Consider the following 18,500-nt stretch of genomic DNA (forward strand, 5'->3'; position numbering starts at 1 on the left):
ACATCGGGCACCGTCACTCGATCGGCGAACCTTTCTTCCATTCTCCAAATCTACTTCGAAGGGTATCCGCTGCAACGGCCTCCGGAGGGGATCCCTCACCGCACAACTCGAACTATCCCAACCGTCTCAAAACCCTTGGGATACGAGACGTCTCACCGGCTCTGTCCCGCAAGGTCCCCATTCGTGTGAAATCCCACGACTTTCTCTGCCGCCGGCGATTCTCATAACTATGTCTCGAAACCTTCTGATTAAATTGCAGTACTAATCATTAGTTATGAGACACATTGGAGGCGGGCGTGTCGAAACTCATTGGCTATGCACGGGTTTCGACGCGGCAGCAGTCCACGGACCGGCAGCGGGCGGATCTACTGGCCGCCGGCGTTCGACGAGATGACCTCTACGTAGACCAGGGTGTCTCCGGAGCGCGCGTGTCGCGACCCCGGTTTGATCGAGCACTCGACGCGCTCATGGCGGGTGACACCCTCGTCATCACGACTTTGGACCGGCTCGGGCGATCCACTCAGAACATGCTTGCCTTCGCCGACGAACTCCGCACTAGGGGCGCCGGCCTGCGCGTCCTGAATTTGGGCGGAGGCGACGTCGATACAGCAACACCGATGGGCTCTATGTTGTTCACAATCATGGCCGCCCTCGCGCAGATGGAACACGAGATCAAGCGTGAACGCGTCACTGATTCCATCATCAAGCGAAGAGAAGCCGGCAAGGACCTTGGCGGTCGACCCCGTAGGGTCACGGATAGTCAAATCAGAAGCGCTGTTCGCCTGGTCAAAGGTGGGGAGCCCACGGCGCAGGTTGCCCGGGATCTCGGTATGTCCCGAGCGACGTTCTATAGGCGGTCACGAGCGCTTGCCGACTAGAACGCGACCGCGAACAGTCACACCCGGGTGGAAACCCGAGCGTAGCCGGTGCGGTGGGTGACCATGGGTGTTCTCTTCTCAAAACTCGGTTTGGGGCTTTAGTAGGACTGTACTGATTCGAGAACTATTTGTGAGAGACCGGCGCGGCTCAGTGACGGACCCCGGCATTCTCGAAACATGGCTTTCTTGGAATCCTTCGTTTCCGAGAAGCGAACGGACCCCACCCAATGCCAAGGGACACTCCTGGTTACTTCACCTCGGTCAGCTGCCCTGAACCGCTACGAAGCCAAGTAACGTCCCGTTCATCGGTAAAGACAACGGACGTGCGACGCTCGACCCACGCCCTTGCATCTTTTTCGTCCCCGTTGGGCCAATAAGAGCCCAGCATCTCCCACTTCATAGGACGGCTGTGATTCAAAGAGTCACAATGTGTATCTGTCCGGCTACCCTCCTTGAAAAAAGAGGGAAGGGGAGGTGCGATGAGCTGCACATTGCTAAGAACGAAACCCTCCGGAGCTCGGAACTCGCAGGTCACAGTGAGAGGAGGCTTGTGGACATAGTTGTACCGCGGGTCTCCACGCTGAGCGGTGACGACCAGCGTGGTGCGATTCGCGCACTTCCATTTTTCTTCGTTGGCGGCATCCCGCTCTTGCTGCAGCTCTTTGTTCTGCGCTTCCTCCTCCTTAGAGAGAGTGTCATTGTGCTGGTCGGTCTGGATTTTCAATGCCTTTGTTTGGACTCTCAATGCCAAAATGGCGCCAACAAAACCCCCCAAAGTAACCACACCAGTGAACCAGTCGGCAGTAGTGCCCCAATCCCAAGGGAGTCCTCTCATTGCGCATATCGCGTCTGTGGCCAGGAGAACGAGGCACAAAACAACGACAATTAAGAGGAATCGCTCAAGTGGTGTGCGGTTGATCCATACGTGGTCCCGGAATTTGCTCACTGCGTAAGTCTGCCCGACGAGGTGCTTACTCGTCGGAAGGCCGTCTAAAAGTTGTCAAGGTTGCCGCAGCGCACCTCTAGGCCTTCGGGCAGAATGGCCTCATGTGCGGCAGATATGTGATGTCCAAAGCCACCGGGGACCTACTGAGCCACTTTGAGGCTAAAGAGGTGGAGGGGAACCCACCTCCACCGAGCTGGAATGTTGCGCCAACCCAGAGCGTGCCGATCGTTGCCGAGCGTCTGGATGATGGCACCATTGACCGGCACCTCCTCGTTGCCCGTTGGGGTTTGGTTCCGTCCTGGGCGAAGGACATAAAGATCGGCTCCAAGCTGATCAACGCCCGCAGCGAGTCGATCCTGGAGAAGCCGTCCTTCCGGAAAGCCGCGGTGAAGCGCCGGGCAATCGTCCCGGCCGAGGGCTATTACGAGTGGCAGAAGACCGAGGACGGGAAGAAGATCCCGAACTACCTGTACTCCGAGAAGGAGCCTTTGCTGGGCTTCGCCGGCCTGTACGAGTGGTGGGCTGATCCGTCGCTGGCGGAGGATGATCCGGAAAGGTGGCTGCTCAGCTGCACGGTACTGACCACGACCACGCAGGACGCCCTGGGGCACGTCCACGACAGGTCGCCGGTGATCATTCCGCGGGACCGCTTCGCGGAATGGCTCGACCCGGACCTTACCGAGAAGAACGACATCCAGCACCTGCTGGACTCCCTGCCGGAACCGACCCTGACACCCCGGGTTGTCAGCCCGCGGGTGAACAGCGTGCGCAACAACGGTCCGGAGCTCATCGAGCCCGCCGAACCTGCACCCCATTAGACTCGTGCGGTGATAATCACAGGCACTATTACCAACCCGGACGGCAGCTACAACTACATCGAGGCCGAAGGTGACACCTATGAAGAAGCGCGGGAGAACCTGTACGCACTGTTGGAAGAAGGCCAGAACCTCATCGTGATCCGCACGGATCGCTAACCCGCGTGAAGCCGGGCCGGCACAGGGACGTCGGTAGGTGACAGCTCCGGCCGGACCCTGAGCATCCGCAAGGGATGCCGGAAGGACCTGCCGGACCAGGCAGTGTCGGCGGAGACCTCAACAGCTACGGGTTCCACGAGCGTGAGGGCCACGGGTTCCTTGTCCCGATTGAACCTATCCAGGGTCGTACCTTTTACACTGGCCGGCCAAGGATGCCCGCTCACGGGCGGGTGCAGCCACCGCGCGAGTTCCCGGCTTTCCCTCGCCTTGAGAGGCGTGGAGCGCCCCACGATCCGCAGCTCGCCGTCCAGGACGAGGCCGGCGACGACCTCGGAAGGTTGGGTGATCGGCCCGATCACCGCGCCGCAAATGACTTCGACGGTTTCTCTGTGCTTCAGCTTCAACCAGGAACGGACGCCGGGCGTGTAGGGCTGATTCAAATGTTTGATGACCAGCCCTTCGATCCCGGTATGGGGCAGCTCTTCGAACCACTGCTCGGCAACACTGCGGTCCGTGGTGGTGGGGGAGAGAGATAGTGGTGGTTCCCAGTCCTTGGCTAGTTCATCAAGGAGCGCCCGCCGCTGGGTCAGGGGCAGGTCCCGGGCGTCATGACCGGCGACGGCCAGCACATCGAACGCCACGTAATTGGCCGGACTCGCTGCTACCAGACCGGGAAGGGTTTTGGGTCCGGCGCCCAAGCGCTGCTGGAGGGCCGTGAAGTTCAACCGGCCCTGGCTCCAGATCACGGCTTCACCGTCGAGCACATATCCCGGAGGAATGGCCGAAACGACCGCCGAGCAGAGTTCAGGGAAGTACCCCGACAGTTCCTTCCCTTGCCGGGACCACAGTGTCGCACCGCGCTCATCCCGGATCGCAATGCATCTGTACCCGTCCCATTTGGGTTCAAACAGCAAGGCCCCGTGTGATGCGTCATGGCGGGGCATCTTGTCGATGGCACGGGCCAGCGCAACTTTGATCGGCGGGGCAAACCCCGCCGGCAACCCTGCCCTGGTTCCCATGGCCCCTACGCTACGCAGGAACCAGCTCAGATGTCAGTGATGGCCTCCAGCAGCCACTGAGCAGCGAGGGGTTCCCGTCGCAGGTCAAAGGTCCGTAGCTGGGAGTCCGACCCGCCCAAGCGAACCTGAACGCGCCAGTGTTCGATATCGACGACGTTCCCGACGCCGACGGGGACGCTGCGGCGGGTCTCCCACCATGAGTCCCTGGTGAACCAGTGGACAGGTTCTTCGGTGACGGCCCAGATCCGTCCGTCATAGCGGACGGCCAGGGGAGTGCCTGCCTTGGTGAACCGGACGTCCACTGGGGCGTTGAGGGTAGGGGCTTCTGAGGTGATGGTCATGTGCTTGTTGTCTTCCTGGGTGGTGCAGAGCAGCCGCTTTAGGCGGCTTTGACGAGCGGGAGTTCATCCCAGTGGGTGGTGTATCTGGGGGAGAGCATGTCGCGTTTCATGGTCCAGTCGGGCCCGCCCCGGATCCCGCCGTGGCCCAGGCCGATGGACCCTCGCCCGTACCGGCGGGTGACGTCCTCCAGCAGGGTTCCGATGTGCCGTTCCTCGTGGGGGTTTTCGAACAGGGACAGGGGTGCCTGGTTACCGCTGGGGCGCAGGTCGGTGACCATGATCCCGGCCCTGGGGTACCGGACGCCCTCGACAATTCGGGGCAGGAGTGCGTGGCCGGCTTTGGTCAGGATCACCGGATCAGCGGTGGGCATCGGCAACGGTACGCACACTGAGGGGTATGAGGTGTCCTTGGGGTTGAAGTGCGAGGTTCCGGCAAACGCGGTTAGGACTTTGGCCTGCAGCCCGTGTTTGGCCAGCCGGGCAGAGGCCTGCTGCCCGTACACGCTCATGACCTGGCGGATCCCCGCTGCGGTGGTGATGGGCTTGGCGAACGACCGGGAGAAGATCAGCTGGTCCCGCCCGATCCGTTCCTCTTCCATGGGGATGCAGGGGGTGCCCTGCAGTTCCAGAACGGTGCGCATCAGAACGACCGAGAACTTGTCCCGGATCGCCACCGGATCGGCTCCGACCAGGTCGGCGATGGTGAAGATCCCCATGACGTTCAAGCGTCTGGTCAGGCGCCCGGCGATGCCCCACACTTCTTCTACGGACAGCCGGCCGAGCAGCGACTCTCGCTGCGCTGCGGGGATGGAGTCCCAGTGGCATACCCCGTCGAAGGCCTTGTTGTTCTTCGCCCACTTGTTGGCCAGCTTCGCCAGCGTCTTCGTCGGTGCGATCCCGACGCAGACCGGCACGCCGACGTTCCGCCGGACGGCCGCTTTCATCGACCGGCCCATCGCCAGGAGCTCTGCAGGGGAACCTTTGACGCCGAGGAAGGCTTCGTCGATGCTGTAAACCTCCAGCCAGGCCGAGTATCGGCCCAGCAGCTCCATCACCCGGGAGCTGATATCGCCATACAGCTCGTAGTTGCTGGACAGTGCGACCAGGCCCCATTCTTTGGCCCGCGGGGCAAGTTTGAACCAGGGATCGCCCATGCCGATGCCCAGGGCCTTGGCTTCGGGGGAGCGGGTGACAGCGCAGCCGTCATTGTTGGACAGCACGATCACGGGCTTGCCTTCCAGGGAAGGGTTGAACGCACGCTCGGCCGACGCGTAGAAGCAGTTCACGTCCACGTGAGCGATCTGCGGCATGTGCCGCATCAACGCCGGCTTAGACATGGTGCAAACACCGAACGGCCGTGCCCCAAATCGTCAGATCAGACAGGGCCGGCACTTCAATGTCCGGGTACGCAGGGTTTTCCGCCTGGAGGATCACGCCCTTCGGGGTGATCCGCAGCCGCTTGATCGTCAGCTCCCCATCCAGGACGGCGACGACGACGGACCCGTCGCGCGGCTCCAGCGCCCGGTCCACGATCAGCTCATCCCCGTCGCTGATCCCGGCCCCGTGCATCGACTCCCCGGACACCCGCACCACATAAGTGCTGGTGACGTCCTTAATCAGGTGCGCGTTCAGGTCGATCCGGCCATCAAAGTAGTCCTGCGCCGGCGACGGGAACCCCGCCGCGACCGGCACCGGAGAGACCAGCACCGACAGCAACGACGTGCCCGCATCTATCACGCGGGGACCAACAATGACGCTCACAACACACCTTTATTCGAATATTTGTTCGATTCCATCATCGTACTCCCTGGCCCTGACAAAGCAGGACTTTCGGGCGAATTGCATCTGATGCAGGATGCTGGCCAGCTATCACGGGAGGGTCGCTGCCCACCGCCGGGGACAATTCCCTCTGGGTTATCCACCGCTGCTACTGCCGAAGGGAGCTTCCCCATGGCTCCCAAGAATCCAGCCGTGGATAACCCGAATTACCGCCCAACTGTGGACAGGACCAGCATCGGGCGCGCGGGTGTGCTCGCGGGGCTCGCACTGGTTTCCGCTGCGCTTCAACCAGATAGAGGGCGTCCGCTGGCGCGGCCGGCTGTTGGGTCCAGGGCGCGCCGTCGCAGAGCTCCGGACCCCCTGAACCTGGTGTGTCTACGACGATGCTCCTATAGTCGTCAAATCAGGCGTCTCGCCCCTCGGCCTCGCTGCATAGTTCTCCAGCAACACAGGCGTCCGGACATGCGGACATCCGCCGGCGACCGGCTGTTGAGCCTAAACGAGTTGGACTTGCAGTCCTTCCGTCCATAGTCCTGGCCCCTTGCTTGCAACATCGTCCTTGCTGCTGTCGGCGGCCCGATGGGACCAAGATCAGGCCTAGCAGCCGCGCGATTTATCAATTGACTTGACAAAATATTGAGGGTTTTGGAGGGTGGGCCTTGGCATTTCTGCCAGAAAATAGGGGGATAACTTGTTTAAGCGAAGAACTATGGTTTCGGGGGCGGTTGCCGCTGTGCTGATGCTCGTTGGCGTTAGCAGCGCGTCGGCTACGGACGCCTCAGCTCCTGCCAACGGCAAGGGATCATCAGTCAGCGCCGACCACAGAAGCGATGCTGAGATCGCCGCAAGAGACAGCCAGATTAGAAAAATCATTCGCCCTGCCTTATACGGTGACAAAGACCTTACAAGCCTCAATGAAGAGCTTGAGAGGATTGGGGTAGTCGGATTCAAGGATCTGACGGCGGGGTCGTTTTCGCCAATGTCATACAGCACGTCGCTCGAACAGAACCTCTACTCGTACTATGACAGCCACGTGAGGCAGCAGAGCGTGGTGGGGACTTTTTGGTTCAAGGATGATGCGGTATTGCAGGATGCAAACTGCTCCTGGGGTGCGCAGTTGCCTTGCGAGGTCGGCGGGGAGGAAGTTTTCGGTTTCTCCTTTAGCAAAGACCTGCCAGTTGTTGGCGTTAGCGCCTACCGATGCTCTTTTGTGGATGGAAGGGACTGTTCGGCAGTAGACGGCCCGTATGATGTCAGCCAGAAGGGCGTCGCTTGGAAGATGCAGGATGTCGTGTACGGGCAGGACTCTCGCTACAACATGCGGGCGGGTGACTTCTACTTCCGCACTGGAGATATTTGCGATTTCCAAGCCTTCACTAGCTACACCCATACATGGGGCAACGCGGAGATTTCCGAAGTGAATATAGGTTGGGGCTCTTTAGGGGTAGTCGTTGCCAACAGCAACAACTATTGGACTAAGTCAATGGCCGGTAGCACCAGCAACTGCTAATAGGCGCGCATGGAGTGTGGGAGGTTTCGCTAACGCGAAGCCTCCCACTACTGTTTTTGGTTCCCACTACGGTCTAGTAGTACACCGTTGGCCGTAGCGAACTCAACGTCGACAAAGCCCTTGGCGTGGCTCGACGCGCTGGTTCCAATGGCCAACTTCATGTCAGGGTGTCCTGGCAGAGCAAACGTTTGAGCGTGCACGATTTTCCCATTGGTGAGCGTTATAGTGCCGGCCACTGCGGCTGCTGGAGCCCCAACCATATATAGCGATCCGCGCGCCTCTTCACCCATATTGCATATCTGCTCACCGATCCCGGCAATTACAGAACCTTTGCAGAAGCCGCGAAGCTTGCCGGCGACGTGTATACCGTACTTACCGCTGTCATCCGGTTCCTGGGCAACCCAGACCGTTGATTCTTCAAGGTCGCCAACTTGTTGGTAACCACTTTTGCTCAGCATTTCTTCTTCGGAAGGGCTGCATCCGGCGATCATCATCCCGGCAGTTATGCCCAGAAGTCCGGTCAGTCCCATGCGCCAAAAATCCACTTGAACTTCCCCCTTTTATCTTTACCCACAATACTCACCGCCTCGGTATGCTGCCCCACGTTTCCTCGCTCTGATGAATACATGTTTAGAATCTGGACGTGTTGTCCATCAGCCATTGTCGGTAGCTCGCAGCTAGCGTGTCGTTACGGATGAGGCCTCGTTCCAAAAGGGAGATTTTGGAGGGCCACTGCCCGAGCTCTCGCGCAACGCCGGCGATCGTGCAGCCACGTGTGATGCGCGTTCGGCGCAGGTCGGAGTTGTCCGGTGCTGGCTGGGGGTTTGTGATTTGACGGTAGATTTCCCGTGCGGCGTAGCGTTTGAGGCAGCGCATGATCTCTCGTTTGCTCTTGCCCTCAGCGGTGCGTTTTGCCACGTATTCTTTGGTCCGTTGGCATGATGCCATCCGGACCAGGACCACTTGATAGAGGGCGTGATTGGCGTTGCGGTCGCCGCCTCTACTGAGCCGGTGACGCGTTGTCTTGCCTGATGATGCCGGTACGGGGGCGACCCCGACGAGTGAAGCGAACTGGGCTTCGTTGCCCAACCGCTCCGGGTTGTCTCCGACGGTGACCAGCAGCTGGCTGGCCACGTCTGTGCCGACGCCGGGCAGGTCGCAAAGCATCGGGGCGTAGGCGTCGATGATTTCCTGGAGCGCTGCGTCCGCGGCGGCGATCTCTGCGGCCAGGGACTGGCAGCGGGTGGCGAGGGTTTTCAGCGTCAGGAGGGTCACGTACTCCGGGTCGGCCGTGTGTCCGGAAGGTCTCGTGCGTTGCAGGGCAGTGATCAGCGCGGAGGTGGCCATTGCACGGTATTTCGCCCGGAGTTTGTCCGGGGCTGAAACGAGGAGGCCCTTGATTTGGTTGATGGCGGCGGTGCGGGCTTTCAGCGCGGAGGCACGCCCGGCGCGCAGGATCCGCAGGCATTCAACGGGGCCGTCCTTGGCTTTCGGGACCGACGTGGTCCGGCCATCGAGTACCGATTTTGCCGCTTCGTAGGCGTCCAGCGGGTCGGACTTGCCCCTCAGCCGGCGGGCGGCCCGGTTCGGTCGATTCACTTCCAACACTGTCAGTCCTTCACCCCGGAGGGTTCTGCTGAGCTCGGCGCCGTAGGATCCGGTTCCTTCGACGCCGACGGCGGTGACCGTGCCGTAGCTGGTGATGAAGTCGATGATTTTCCGGTATCCGGAGCCCACGGCAAGGAATTCCTTGTCCGCGAGGGGCTTGCCGTGTTCGTTGATCACGGCCACATGGTGTGTGTCGGCGTGGGTGTCGATACCCGCGATGACTTTGATTGCTTCGTTTGCCAAGATGGAATTTGCCCCTTAGTCGCGTCGAATGCTGATTGATCGGGCGCGGGCCAGGTGGGCAGACAAAACGGTAATGGGACTGGTCGAATCAGGCTCCTATGAAGTCATGTCCGCCTGACTCGACACCCTCTGACGGACCTTGAGCCGGCTGACAGATCGTCGGAAAGACAGTGCCGCCAGGCACGTCAGTTTTTGGCTGGGCCACGCCGGCTCAAGGACTTTTCTAGTATTACCGTTTTTTGGCTGCTGTCCTTCGGATTGTACGTGCCCGTTCCGGCCCCTCTAGCCCCTCCGTTCCTCCGGGGCCTGCACCCCGTGAAAGTCTTCTCCGGCGCTCCTTCGTCGCTTATTTCCTCCGAAGATTTCCCGGGTCTTGCCCTGGCGGGTAGACGGGCCTGCACGCGCACAGCTCCGCAAGCTTCGCCAGCAGCCAAAAAACAACTGTGAGTCTTGGAGTGGTTGGTCTGGGACTAGCTGGCAGTGTTGTTGCCGGTCGTTCTGCCTGGCGCGTGACTCGAAAAACAACTTGCCCCCTTGAGGGTGCGTTTCCCCCGACTTGTCCGCGCTGGGTGGAGCGGCCGGCGTTGACCTGTCCCACGTCGGTGGCTTGATTAGAAGCTTGCCCAGCCTCTGGAGGTTGTGGCTCATCACAGTTTTGCCTCGAGGTGACTCTTCCCAGGTTCAATGCCGGCCGTCATGCGGCCCGTTCTTTGTCCGTTCCAAAGGAAGGAGGGTGACAGCGTTGACTATCGTTGCGCAGACCCGCCCGTTCGTCATCGGCGTGGACTGCCACGCCCGCACCCACACGTTCGCCGTCATAGAGGCCAGCACCAAGCGACAACTCGCGAGCGAGCAGTTCCCGACCACCCCGGCAGGGATTTCCCGCGCCCTTGCCTGGGTAGGCCGACGGACAGGCGGCGATAAGGGGTGTTTGTGGGCAATCGAGGGTGTCGGCACTTACGGGGCACGTCTGGCCAGGGCCGTAGTCGATGCCGGCTACGATGTCGCCGAAGCGCCACGTATGAACGCCCGCGGCCGCCGGGGGCTGGGCAAGTCCGACGCGTTGGATGCGGCCGCCATCGGAACGGCCGTCTTGAGCGTGGAGGAGTCCGAGCTCCGGGCGCCGCGGCGGGATGAAGGAACCCGTGCTGGACTGAGGATCTTGAGCGCGGCACGGGATCAGCTGACCCGGGACCGAACATTGAATGCGAACGCACTCCTTGCTTTGCTCCGGGCCCATGATCTAGGAATCGACGCCCGTAAACCATTGGTTCCCGCTCAGATCGCGACGATCACCAGATGGCGGGACCGACAGGAGCAGCTAGAAGTATCAATCGCCCGCGAGGAAGCGGTTCGGTTGGCGCGCCGCGTCCTCGAAGTAACTACTCAGCTGGCTGCGAACCAGAAGCGAATGACAGAGCTGATCCAGCAAAGCCCAGCTGCACCGCTTCTGGAAATGGTCGGCGCCGGGGCTGTCACGGTCGCGACTGTCCTGACGGCTTGGTCTCATCCAGGAAGGGTTCGCAGCGAAGCTGCCTTTGCTTCGTTGGCAGGGGTGAATCCCTTGCCAGCTTCAAGCGGTAATACTGTCCGGCACCGGCTCAACCGGGGCGGTGACAGGCGCCTCAATCGGGCCCTGCACACCATCACGATGACCCGCATGACGCATGACCCCGGAACACGGGAGTATGTCGCTAGACGCACTCACGAAGGCCGCAGCTACCGCGAAATCCGAAGATCCCTCAAGCGCTACATCGCCCGAACCCTCTACCGCCAACTCAATACCCTTTACGCCGCCGCCGAACCTGCCGCGTCCCCGGCTATTGGTACGGCCCCGTAGCGAGAACAGGAGCGCACGAAGAACGTTGCCCAGGCTGGTGGGTATCTCCTCAGGTTTGTCCAAGGTTTTGATCAATATCATTGCCGCCTTATCCGGGGACGGTTAGCGTCGGGGCATCACTCGTTGGGGGTTCGGGCGTTCGGTGAACTGGGGATTGCCGCGGATCATTCGTAGAAAGTTCTTGGGGGATGTCTACTGTTCCGAGCCTGATCCGGCCTGCCCTTTTCCGGCCTGTTTCAGCTGGTTTTACCGCTGTCAGGGTTGTTATCGCTGCTGTTGTTGCTTTTACGGTCACTGTTGCCGGGTTTAGCGCCCCGGCCTTCGCGGCTCCTTTGGTCGCAGCGCCTGCGGCGGTGGCTCCGGCGTCTGTACAGGCTCCATCGGTTGTCCCGGCCCAGTCCACACCTTCGGTGCAGGCCGGCGTTTTTGTCCCGGTCCAGGGACGTGCGCTGGACACGCGCTCTGGGCTGGGCGGTATCACCGGGCCGGTGACGGCGCAGACCTGGCATCCCTTCCAGGTCCTGGGCGCCGCAGGGGTGCCGACCAGCGGTGTGGATGCGGTCCTGGTGAGTTTGACCGTGGTGAATGGAACGGGTGTCAACGTCGCCCAACTGGTGCCCAACACCGCCCGGCACCATGACACGACGAACCTGTATTCCGGGGAGAATGACACAATCTCCAACACGGTGGCCGTCGCGGTCGGAACCGACGGGAAGCTGGCGCTGTACTCGACGTCCTCGCAGCAGTTCATTGTCGATGTCCAGGGCTATTTCACTGCAGGTGACACTCCGGCTCCGGGCGCGTTCGTTTCCGTCCCTCAATCCCGAGTAGTAGATACCCGTAACGGCACCGGGTACCCGGCCGGTCAATGGTCAGGGGCAGGGATCAAGAGCCTGGCTTTGAAGGGCAAGGGAGGGGTTCCGGATACGGCGACAGCGGTCTTCGCGAACATTACGGTGCTTAATGACAATGACACGGCCGAGCTCACTTTCACGACCCAGCCCGGGGGTGGTTTCGACGGCGGCGCTGACCCTGGGACCACGATCAATTTCCGCGGCTCCTCCACCACAGCAGTTGCTGCAGTCCTGAATCTGAACGCAGCGGGCGTGGTTGATATCAAGCACAACCAGCCGTACGCCACGGGCTTCCACGTCCTGGTGGATATCCAGGGCTATTTCGATGGGCAGGTCTCCGACAGCGCGTTCACCACTGTCGAATCACGGATCTATGATTCCCGTGTCTCAAACACCCCTATAAGCGGCTTCAGCTCGGTGGAGGTGCAGATCGCCGGGGTGGGTGGGCTGCCCGCGGCCTCGACTAGCCTGGCGGGTGTGGCCATGAATATCACGCCCATCACGACCGGGACCGGCAACTTGACCGTATGGCCCTCCGATGAGACTCAACCCGGAACGAGCACCGTGAACTACACCGCGGACTCGGTGTCCAACACTGTCGTGGTACGGCCCAGCACCGTCACCGGAAAGGTCAAGATCTACAACGCCGGGCCCGGTAACGTCCACGTCATCCTCGACTCCCAGGGGTGGTTCAGCAACGCGAACCTGCTGCCACCGGTAACCGTGAACGGGGCCGAGTCAGGCTCGCGGGGCAAGGCCTCAATGGTCGGACACACGCTGACCGACGCTGCGAAGCTGGCGCTGAACCCGACGAACGGCAACGCGGTGTTCACGGGCCGGCTGTTCAATCTCCGGGGCATCGGGCAGGACATGAACGTCGCCTGGCGGTACAACTCGAAGTACGACCACCGCCCCACGCTCTCGATGGGCCGGCTGGAAACCGCGCTGCGGGTCGACCCTGCCACCGGGAACATGATGTACACGGCCCCGGACGGTGGCTGGTACACCTTCATGCTCGCTGCGGGTGTCTTTACCATGGCGCCGGAGCTCAACGCCTCCCTCACGAAGGTCTCCACCACGGAGTATTGGCTCCGGTTTAACGACACCGGCATCACCAACGTCTATCAGGACGACGGGACGAACTTTGCCCTGGTCCGGTCCGTCGATGCAAACACCACCAACCCGAACACCGTGACCTACACCTACGGCAACGGCAGGCTGACCCAGACCACGGACACCCAGGGCCGCACCGTTTCCTACGTCTATAACGACACCCGGAACCTGAACCAGCCCTCCGCGATCACGGACAACTCGCTGAACCGGACCGTGAACATCGAATACGGCGGCGGGGAAGGCCGGATGTCCAAGATCACCGACGCCACCGGCGCGGTCACCACCTTCGCCTACACCAGCGGGAAACTCAGCTCCTTCACCGACGGGCGCACCAACACCACCGCCCTCGCCTACGCAGCGGACGGCTGGGTCAACACCGTTACCTACGGCCAAGGTTCAACCGCGGCCGCGACGTGGACCCTCACCCACAGCACGGACGGCAGCCTGTCCTACCTGACCGACCCGAACAGCAAGCAGAGCACCTACACCCTGGATGCGAGCAAAACCCGGGTCCTGAAGGCCACGGACCCCAATGGCAACGAGTCCTCGGGCACCTTCGATGGGCACGATAATCGGCTGACCACCACCAATGGTTTGGGGCAGACGACCACGGCGGCCTATAACGCGAACAATTCGCTGACGAAGATCACCTCCCCGCTGGCCGGCGCCACGGGCACGGCCGGGGATGCCTCCTTCACCTATCCGACCGCGGTGGGGGACCCTTTGTTGAACTACCGCCCGGACACCTCCACCAGCAGCGAGGGAAACGCCAACACAATCCAGTACGACCCGAACACCAAAAACCCCTCAGCGATCCTGACCCCTGACAACCTGGGCGGCACACCCCGGCGCTACTACCAGGGTGACGCTGCCGGAACGAGCTGCGGCGCGAAACCCGGGTCGTTGTGCCGGTCCACGGACGGGAACGGCAACGAAACCACCTACAGCTACGACGCGGCGGGGAACGTGGCCGCGGTGACCTGGCCAGCTCCGCTGGGTTCTCTCGCGTACACCTATGACGCGGCCGGCCGGGTCGCGACGGCCAAGGACGGCAAGAACCAGACCGCCACCTACACCTATGACAACAACGACCGCCTGACCCAGGTCCGCTACGCGGTCACCTGTGTCCCGGCGACCTGCGTCGCCTACACCTACGACAATGCCGGGAACCTCACCACCCGGGTAGATGCGGCCGGGACCACCACCTACACCTGGGACGCCCAGAACCGGCCCACAGGTAAAACCATCGGCGGGGTGACCACCACGGTCACTTATGACGGGGCCTCGAACATCCTGACCAGCGTGGACCCGCTGGGGACTGTGGCCTACCGGTATGACGGGGCGAACCGGCTGGCCGCCCTGGCCGAACCGGGCGGGTCCTGCCCGGCCACCCCGGTGTTCCCGAACAGCACCAAATGCACCGGCTTCGAGTACGACAAGGCCAATCGGCGCACCGTCACCAAGTACCCGAACGGGGTGAAAAACACCACCACCTACGACGGGGCAGGCAAGATCACCGACATCGCCGCGACCAACACCAGCGGCACGGTCCTGGAAAAGCGCGCCTACACCTACACCCTCAACGGAGCGAAGGACGGCGGACTCCGGAAGACCATGACCACCGACTCCGGCTCGGTCACCACCTACGGGTACGACAAGCTCAACCGGCTCACCTCAGCGGTCAAGGGCACGGTCACCGAATCCTGGACCTACGACGCCAACAGCAACCGGCTCGCCGACACCAAGACCGGGGCCGCGACCGTGTACTACGCGTACAACGCCGCGGACCAGCTCTGCTGGCACGCCACCGCGACCGGGACCTGCACCGCCGCGCCGTCCGGGGCGGTCAAGTACGGGTACGACGCGAACGGCAACACCACCCTCGCCGGGTCCGCCGGAACCACCCAGGCCTACAACGTGTTCGACCAGTTCACGTCCAACACCAGCGGCTCAACAGTAACGAACTACACCTACGCCGGAACACGTAACGACGAAAGGATCACGGCCGGGTCGACCTCGTTCCTCAACGGGACCCTCGGCGTCACACAGCAAACCAAGTCAGGCGCGGCCACCTCGTTTATCCGGGATCCCGACGGTACGCTCATCAGCATGCGCACCAGCACCGGGGCCAGCTACTACTACACCACCGACGCCATCGGCTCGACCATCATGCTCACCGACAGTGCCCAGGCCAAAGCCGTCGAATACAAATACGACTCCTGGGGCGTGCAGACCAGCTCCACCGGCACCCACGCCGCAACCAACCCCTGGACCTACGCCGGCGGCTACAACGACACCACCAGCAACCGCATCAAATTCGGCGCCCGCTACTACAACCCCTCCCGCGGCCGCTTCACCCAACCCGACCCCTCCGGACAAGAACAAAACCGCTACCTCTACGCAGCAGCGGATCCCATCAGCAACACCGACCCGAGTGGCCTCTTGTTTGGTGACACGGACTATGGCTGCGCTCCCTATAACACTTCTTACTGCACTGGGGTAGCAAACGTGCCGTACCCTCCCGACGGAATGACTGCAAAGTGCAGAGTCTCCTTAGGATTTTCGATGGCAAGTGTGTTTGTTCCCGGCTGGACCCCATGGGCCTTCGCAGGAGTCTTCGTCGCCGCTGTGACTTGTTAGAGCGAAATAAGAAAGCAGTCCTCATGAAACCGCAAGCACCTCGAACTGCGTTGGCCTTCACCATCCTTGGCACTTTGGTGTGGGGATGGCTGGGAATCAGTGGACTACTAGAAGGAGCCGACATTTGGAAGCCCATCCTCGCACTCGCATTTGGAGTTGTGTGGCTGGCTGTGGGTTTGACGATGTGGAGGAAGAGCAGAGGCTTGCGTCGAGATTGATTGCTTCTCCCGGGCCACTCATAAACGTGAGCCTGCGCTCCGCAGTATTGGGGGCCTCAGTGGCCGCCTACTAACAGGCGCCGGGGACTCCGCCTGCTGAGTTGAGGGCGTGAGCAGCTGCCTAGGAAAACAACAGCTTTTCAAGACACTGACGCGAGCCTCAATCGGGACAACGGCGGGCGCGCGAACGGGCGGAACAGCGGGCCACTCGACGTCTCGTAAAGGCGTCTCGCAGCAAATCGTCTCGTCGCGGGTGCATCGGGGGCTTTTCGAGTCAAAATTGCCTCGTGAGGCTACTGGGTTACACCCGCGTCAGTACTTCCAGCCAAGATGCCCAGCTGCAGCTGGATGCACTGGTCGCCGCCGGTGTGCAAAAACGCGATGTCTTCGCCGATGTGACCTCCGGTAGCAAGGCGGCGATCGAGCGTCCGGGAATGAAAAAACTCCTCGAGTACGCCGAGGAAGGCGACACCGTCGTTGTGTGGCGGGTCGACCGGCTGGGCCGGTCGCTCATTGATGTGCTGAACACGGTGGCCCTGCTGCGCGGCCGCGGTATCCAGGTCCGGTCTATCTCCGATGGCATCGACCCGGCAACCTCGACCGGCCGGTTGATGTTGAACATGCTCGCAACTCTTGCCGAGTACGAGCGCGAGCTCATCGTCGAGCGGGTCAACGCCGGCATCTCCGCAGCACGACAAAACGGCACACGCTTCGGCCGCCCGCAGTCCGACCCGGCCGTCATCGCGGACAAACTCGCAATCGCCCAGGACGCCCGCGCCAAAGGCCGCACCGCCGAGGACGCTGCCCGTCTCGTTGGCTGGAGCCGCGCAACGCTCTACCGCCACCAGCAAGCCCATGCTGCACGCGGGAGCACCACGATTTAGCCCGGAAATTACGCCCGGCCTGGCTTGGATTTCCGGCCTCACTTAGCCAGCGCCCAGGTCTACTGCACGGACCTCGCTTCGCTCGGACTGTAGAAGCGCTTTTCTGTTTTTTGCTGCTGTCCTCCGGATCGTACGTGCCCGCTCCACCGGCTCAACCGTCCTGCGGACGGCTGCACAGCCGATGCCTTGTGTCGGCGCTTCGCTTATTTCCTCCCACAACCCATCCACTGCTTGCCCTTCGGGTTGCCCCGACTCCGTCGGGCACAGCTCCGCGATGCTCCGCCAGCAGGCAAAAAACGCCCGGGGGAGAGGGGAAGCTGGCCGGTCACCAAGGCCGCCTCACCCACCGGATCCTCAGCAAAGGAGAAGAGAAACTATGAACGATCGCATTGCACGTGCAGCCCTGACCCGCCTGTTCGAACCAAACGACACAGTTGGGCGGACCCTCGTGGGCAGGCTCGGCGCGTACGCCGCGCTGCGGCTCGCCACCGGCGCCCAACCCGCCCACACCCTCCCAGACGTGACACCCGAGGAACTGGCCGACGCGCTGAAGCGCTGGGCCCCCCGCGTGCCGGATCTGGACCCGGAAAAAGACCTAGCCACCATCGAACGCCTCGGCGGCGGGTTCCTCATCCCCGGCGACGAGCACTGGCCCACCGGTCTGGACGACCTCCCGGACGCACCCTTCGGTCTCTGGTACCGGGGCAACATCGGGAACGGCATCCCCGACCCGTCCAACTGCGCGGCACTGGCCGAATCACGGGACTGCACCAGCTACGGCGCGGCCGTCACCGGAGACATCGCCTACAGCCTGGCCCAGCGCGGAATCTGCGTCATCGCCGGCCTCGCCTACGGCATCGACGCCCACGCCCACCGCGCCGCACTGGCCGGAAGCAACGGCAACGGTCCCGCCACCATCGCCGTCCTCGCCGGAGGACTGGACCGCGACTACCCGTCCGGAAACGCCGACCTCGCCGCCGTGATCCGTGCCAATGGCCTGACGATCTCAGAGCTCCCGCCCGGTTCCGCCCCGACCCGGTACCGCTTCCTTCAGAGGAACCGCATCATCGCCGCCCTTGCAGGGGTGACGTGTGTCGTGGAGGCTCGGTGGCGCTCCGGGGCGTTGAACACCGCCCACCATGCCGAGACCATTGCCCGGCACGTCGCCGCCGTCCCCGGCAGCGTGCACAGCGCGAACTCTGCAGGATGCCACCGGCTTCTCAAGGAAGGCGGGGCGGTGCTGGTGTCCGAGGCGGCCGAACTGGCCGAGCTCCTCGCAGGGTAGTCCTTTCAGGTGGCCGTCCCTTACCGGGGCGGTCACCGCGGGCGGTCCGCCGTCGTGGCCGGCGTGCGCGGTGGGTCGGCTGCGGCGGACCGCCGTTCGCACACTCAGTTCCGGCGACCGGGGGCGCGCGGCCGCCGATGCCAAGGGACGCCGAAAGAAGACCCGGGGTGCTGATGGGAGGTTCGCAGGGCTCACCAGGAAAAGGGGCGTCCGCTGGCGCGGCCGGCTGCGGGGTCCAGTGCCGGCTCCGCAGGGCTCCGCCGCCCCTGGCCCTGTTCTGTCTACGACGATGCTTTGGCTGCTGTCCTGTCGGATTGTACGTGTCCGCTCCGGCCGGTCTAGCCCCTCCTTCGTCGGGGCCTGCGGTC

The 18,500-nt window shown here is 62.4% G+C and carries 15 protein-coding genes; 8 read left to right on the plus strand and 7 right to left on the minus strand.

The genetic code is table 11. The features are described from left to right. The first annotated feature begins 296 nt into the window (after nt 1–296). Nucleotides 297–878, plus strand: a complete 582-nt coding sequence (locus HTS88_RS19325) for a recombinase family protein (RefSeq protein ID WP_174181293.1) — start codon at nt 297–299, stop codon at nt 876–878. A 247-nt stretch (nt 879–1,125) separates the two neighbouring features. Here HTS88_RS19325 and HTS88_RS19330 read toward each other — a convergent pair whose 3' ends face one another. Continuing rightward, a complete protein-coding gene (locus HTS88_RS19330; protein ID WP_174181296.1) occupies nt 1,126–1,824 on the minus strand; it encodes a hypothetical protein in 699 nt (232 codons plus the stop codon). A 101-nt stretch (nt 1,825–1,925) separates the two neighbouring features. Here HTS88_RS19330 and HTS88_RS19335 point away from each other — a divergent pair, with 101 nt between their 5' ends. After that, the gene (locus HTS88_RS19335; protein WP_174181298.1) at nt 1,926–2,642 is read left to right on the plus strand and encodes an SOS response-associated peptidase; all 717 of its coding nucleotides are present in this window, start codon (nt 1,926–1,928) and stop codon (nt 2,640–2,642) included. A 9-nt stretch (nt 2,643–2,651) separates the two neighbouring features. Then, a complete protein-coding gene (locus tag HTS88_RS19340) occupies nt 2,652–2,798 on the plus strand; it encodes a hypothetical protein (protein WP_174181269.1) in 147 nt (48 codons plus the stop codon). On the opposite strand, the gene HTS88_RS19345 is transcribed toward HTS88_RS19340, so the two are convergent. Genes HTS88_RS19345 through HTS88_RS19360 form a run of 4 tightly spaced genes read right to left on the minus strand, consistent with a single transcriptional unit; the run spans nt 2,795 to nt 5,919 of the window. Further along, nucleotides 2,795–3,817, minus strand: coding sequence for an ATP-dependent DNA ligase (locus HTS88_RS19345; protein ID WP_174181300.1), 1,023 nt, complete (start codon nt 3,815–3,817; stop codon nt 2,795–2,797). The genes HTS88_RS19340 and HTS88_RS19345 overlap by 4 nt on opposite strands. Before the next feature lie 26 nt (nt 3,818–3,843). Next, nucleotides 3,844–4,158, minus strand: a complete 315-nt coding sequence (locus HTS88_RS19350; RefSeq protein WP_174181302.1) for a hypothetical protein — start codon at nt 4,156–4,158, stop codon at nt 3,844–3,846. Between the two features lie 38 nt (nt 4,159–4,196). Further along, the gene (locus HTS88_RS19355; RefSeq protein ID WP_246256485.1) at nt 4,197–5,477 is read right to left on the minus strand and encodes a Y-family DNA polymerase; all 1,281 of its coding nucleotides are present in this window, start codon (nt 5,475–5,477) and stop codon (nt 4,197–4,199) included. Between the two features lie 10 nt (nt 5,478–5,487). After that, nucleotides 5,488–5,919 (minus strand): translesion error-prone DNA polymerase V autoproteolytic subunit, encoded by a 432-nt coding sequence (locus HTS88_RS19360; RefSeq protein ID WP_174181306.1) that lies wholly within the window; start codon nt 5,917–5,919, stop codon nt 5,488–5,490. Between the two features lie 751 nt (nt 5,920–6,670). On the opposite strand from HTS88_RS19360, the gene HTS88_RS19365 reads away from it, so the two are divergent. Continuing rightward, on the plus strand, nt 6,671–7,447 hold the full coding sequence (locus HTS88_RS19365; RefSeq protein ID WP_174181308.1) for a hypothetical protein: 777 nt from the start codon (nt 6,671–6,673) through the stop codon (nt 7,445–7,447). Between the two features lie 47 nt (nt 7,448–7,494). Here HTS88_RS19365 and HTS88_RS19370 read toward each other — a convergent pair whose 3' ends face one another. Then, nucleotides 7,495–7,992: a hypothetical protein gene (locus HTS88_RS19370; protein ID WP_174181310.1), complete on the minus strand. Its 498-nt coding sequence runs from the start codon at nt 7,990–7,992 to the stop codon at nt 7,495–7,497. 85 nt (nt 7,993–8,077) lie between these two features. Next, a complete protein-coding gene (locus tag HTS88_RS19375) occupies nt 8,078–9,298 on the minus strand; it encodes an IS110 family RNA-guided transposase (RefSeq protein WP_174181312.1) in 1,221 nt (406 codons plus the stop codon). A gap of 742 nt (nt 9,299–10,040) precedes the next feature. On the opposite strand from HTS88_RS19375, the gene HTS88_RS19380 reads away from it, so the two are divergent. The 4 genes from HTS88_RS19380 (at nt 10,041) to dprA (ending at nt 18,132) form a co-directional block, all read left to right on the plus strand. Then, entirely contained in the window at nt 10,041–11,138 is a 1,098-nt protein-coding gene (locus HTS88_RS19380; protein ID WP_174181314.1) for an IS110 family RNA-guided transposase, read from the plus strand. 410 nt (nt 11,139–11,548) lie between these two features. Continuing rightward, nucleotides 11,549–15,745, plus strand: a complete 4,197-nt coding sequence (locus HTS88_RS19385; RefSeq protein ID WP_343045025.1) for an RHS repeat domain-containing protein — start codon at nt 11,549–11,551, stop codon at nt 15,743–15,745. Nucleotides 15,746–16,250: 505 nt separating this feature from the next. Further along, complete coding sequence (locus HTS88_RS19390; RefSeq protein WP_174181316.1) at nt 16,251–16,847, plus strand: recombinase family protein; 597 nt, start codon at nt 16,251–16,253, stop codon at nt 16,845–16,847. 376 nt (nt 16,848–17,223) lie between these two features. Beyond that, on the plus strand, nt 17,224–18,132 hold the full coding sequence (gene dprA, locus HTS88_RS19395; RefSeq protein WP_174181327.1) for a DNA-processing protein DprA: 909 nt from the start codon (nt 17,224–17,226) through the stop codon (nt 18,130–18,132). Nucleotides 18,133–18,500: the final 368 nt, after the last annotated feature.

The sequence above is a fragment of the Pseudarthrobacter oxydans genome (assembly GCF_013314975.1).
GTDB classification, from domain to species: domain Bacteria; phylum Actinomycetota; class Actinomycetes; order Actinomycetales; family Micrococcaceae; genus Arthrobacter; species Arthrobacter oxydans.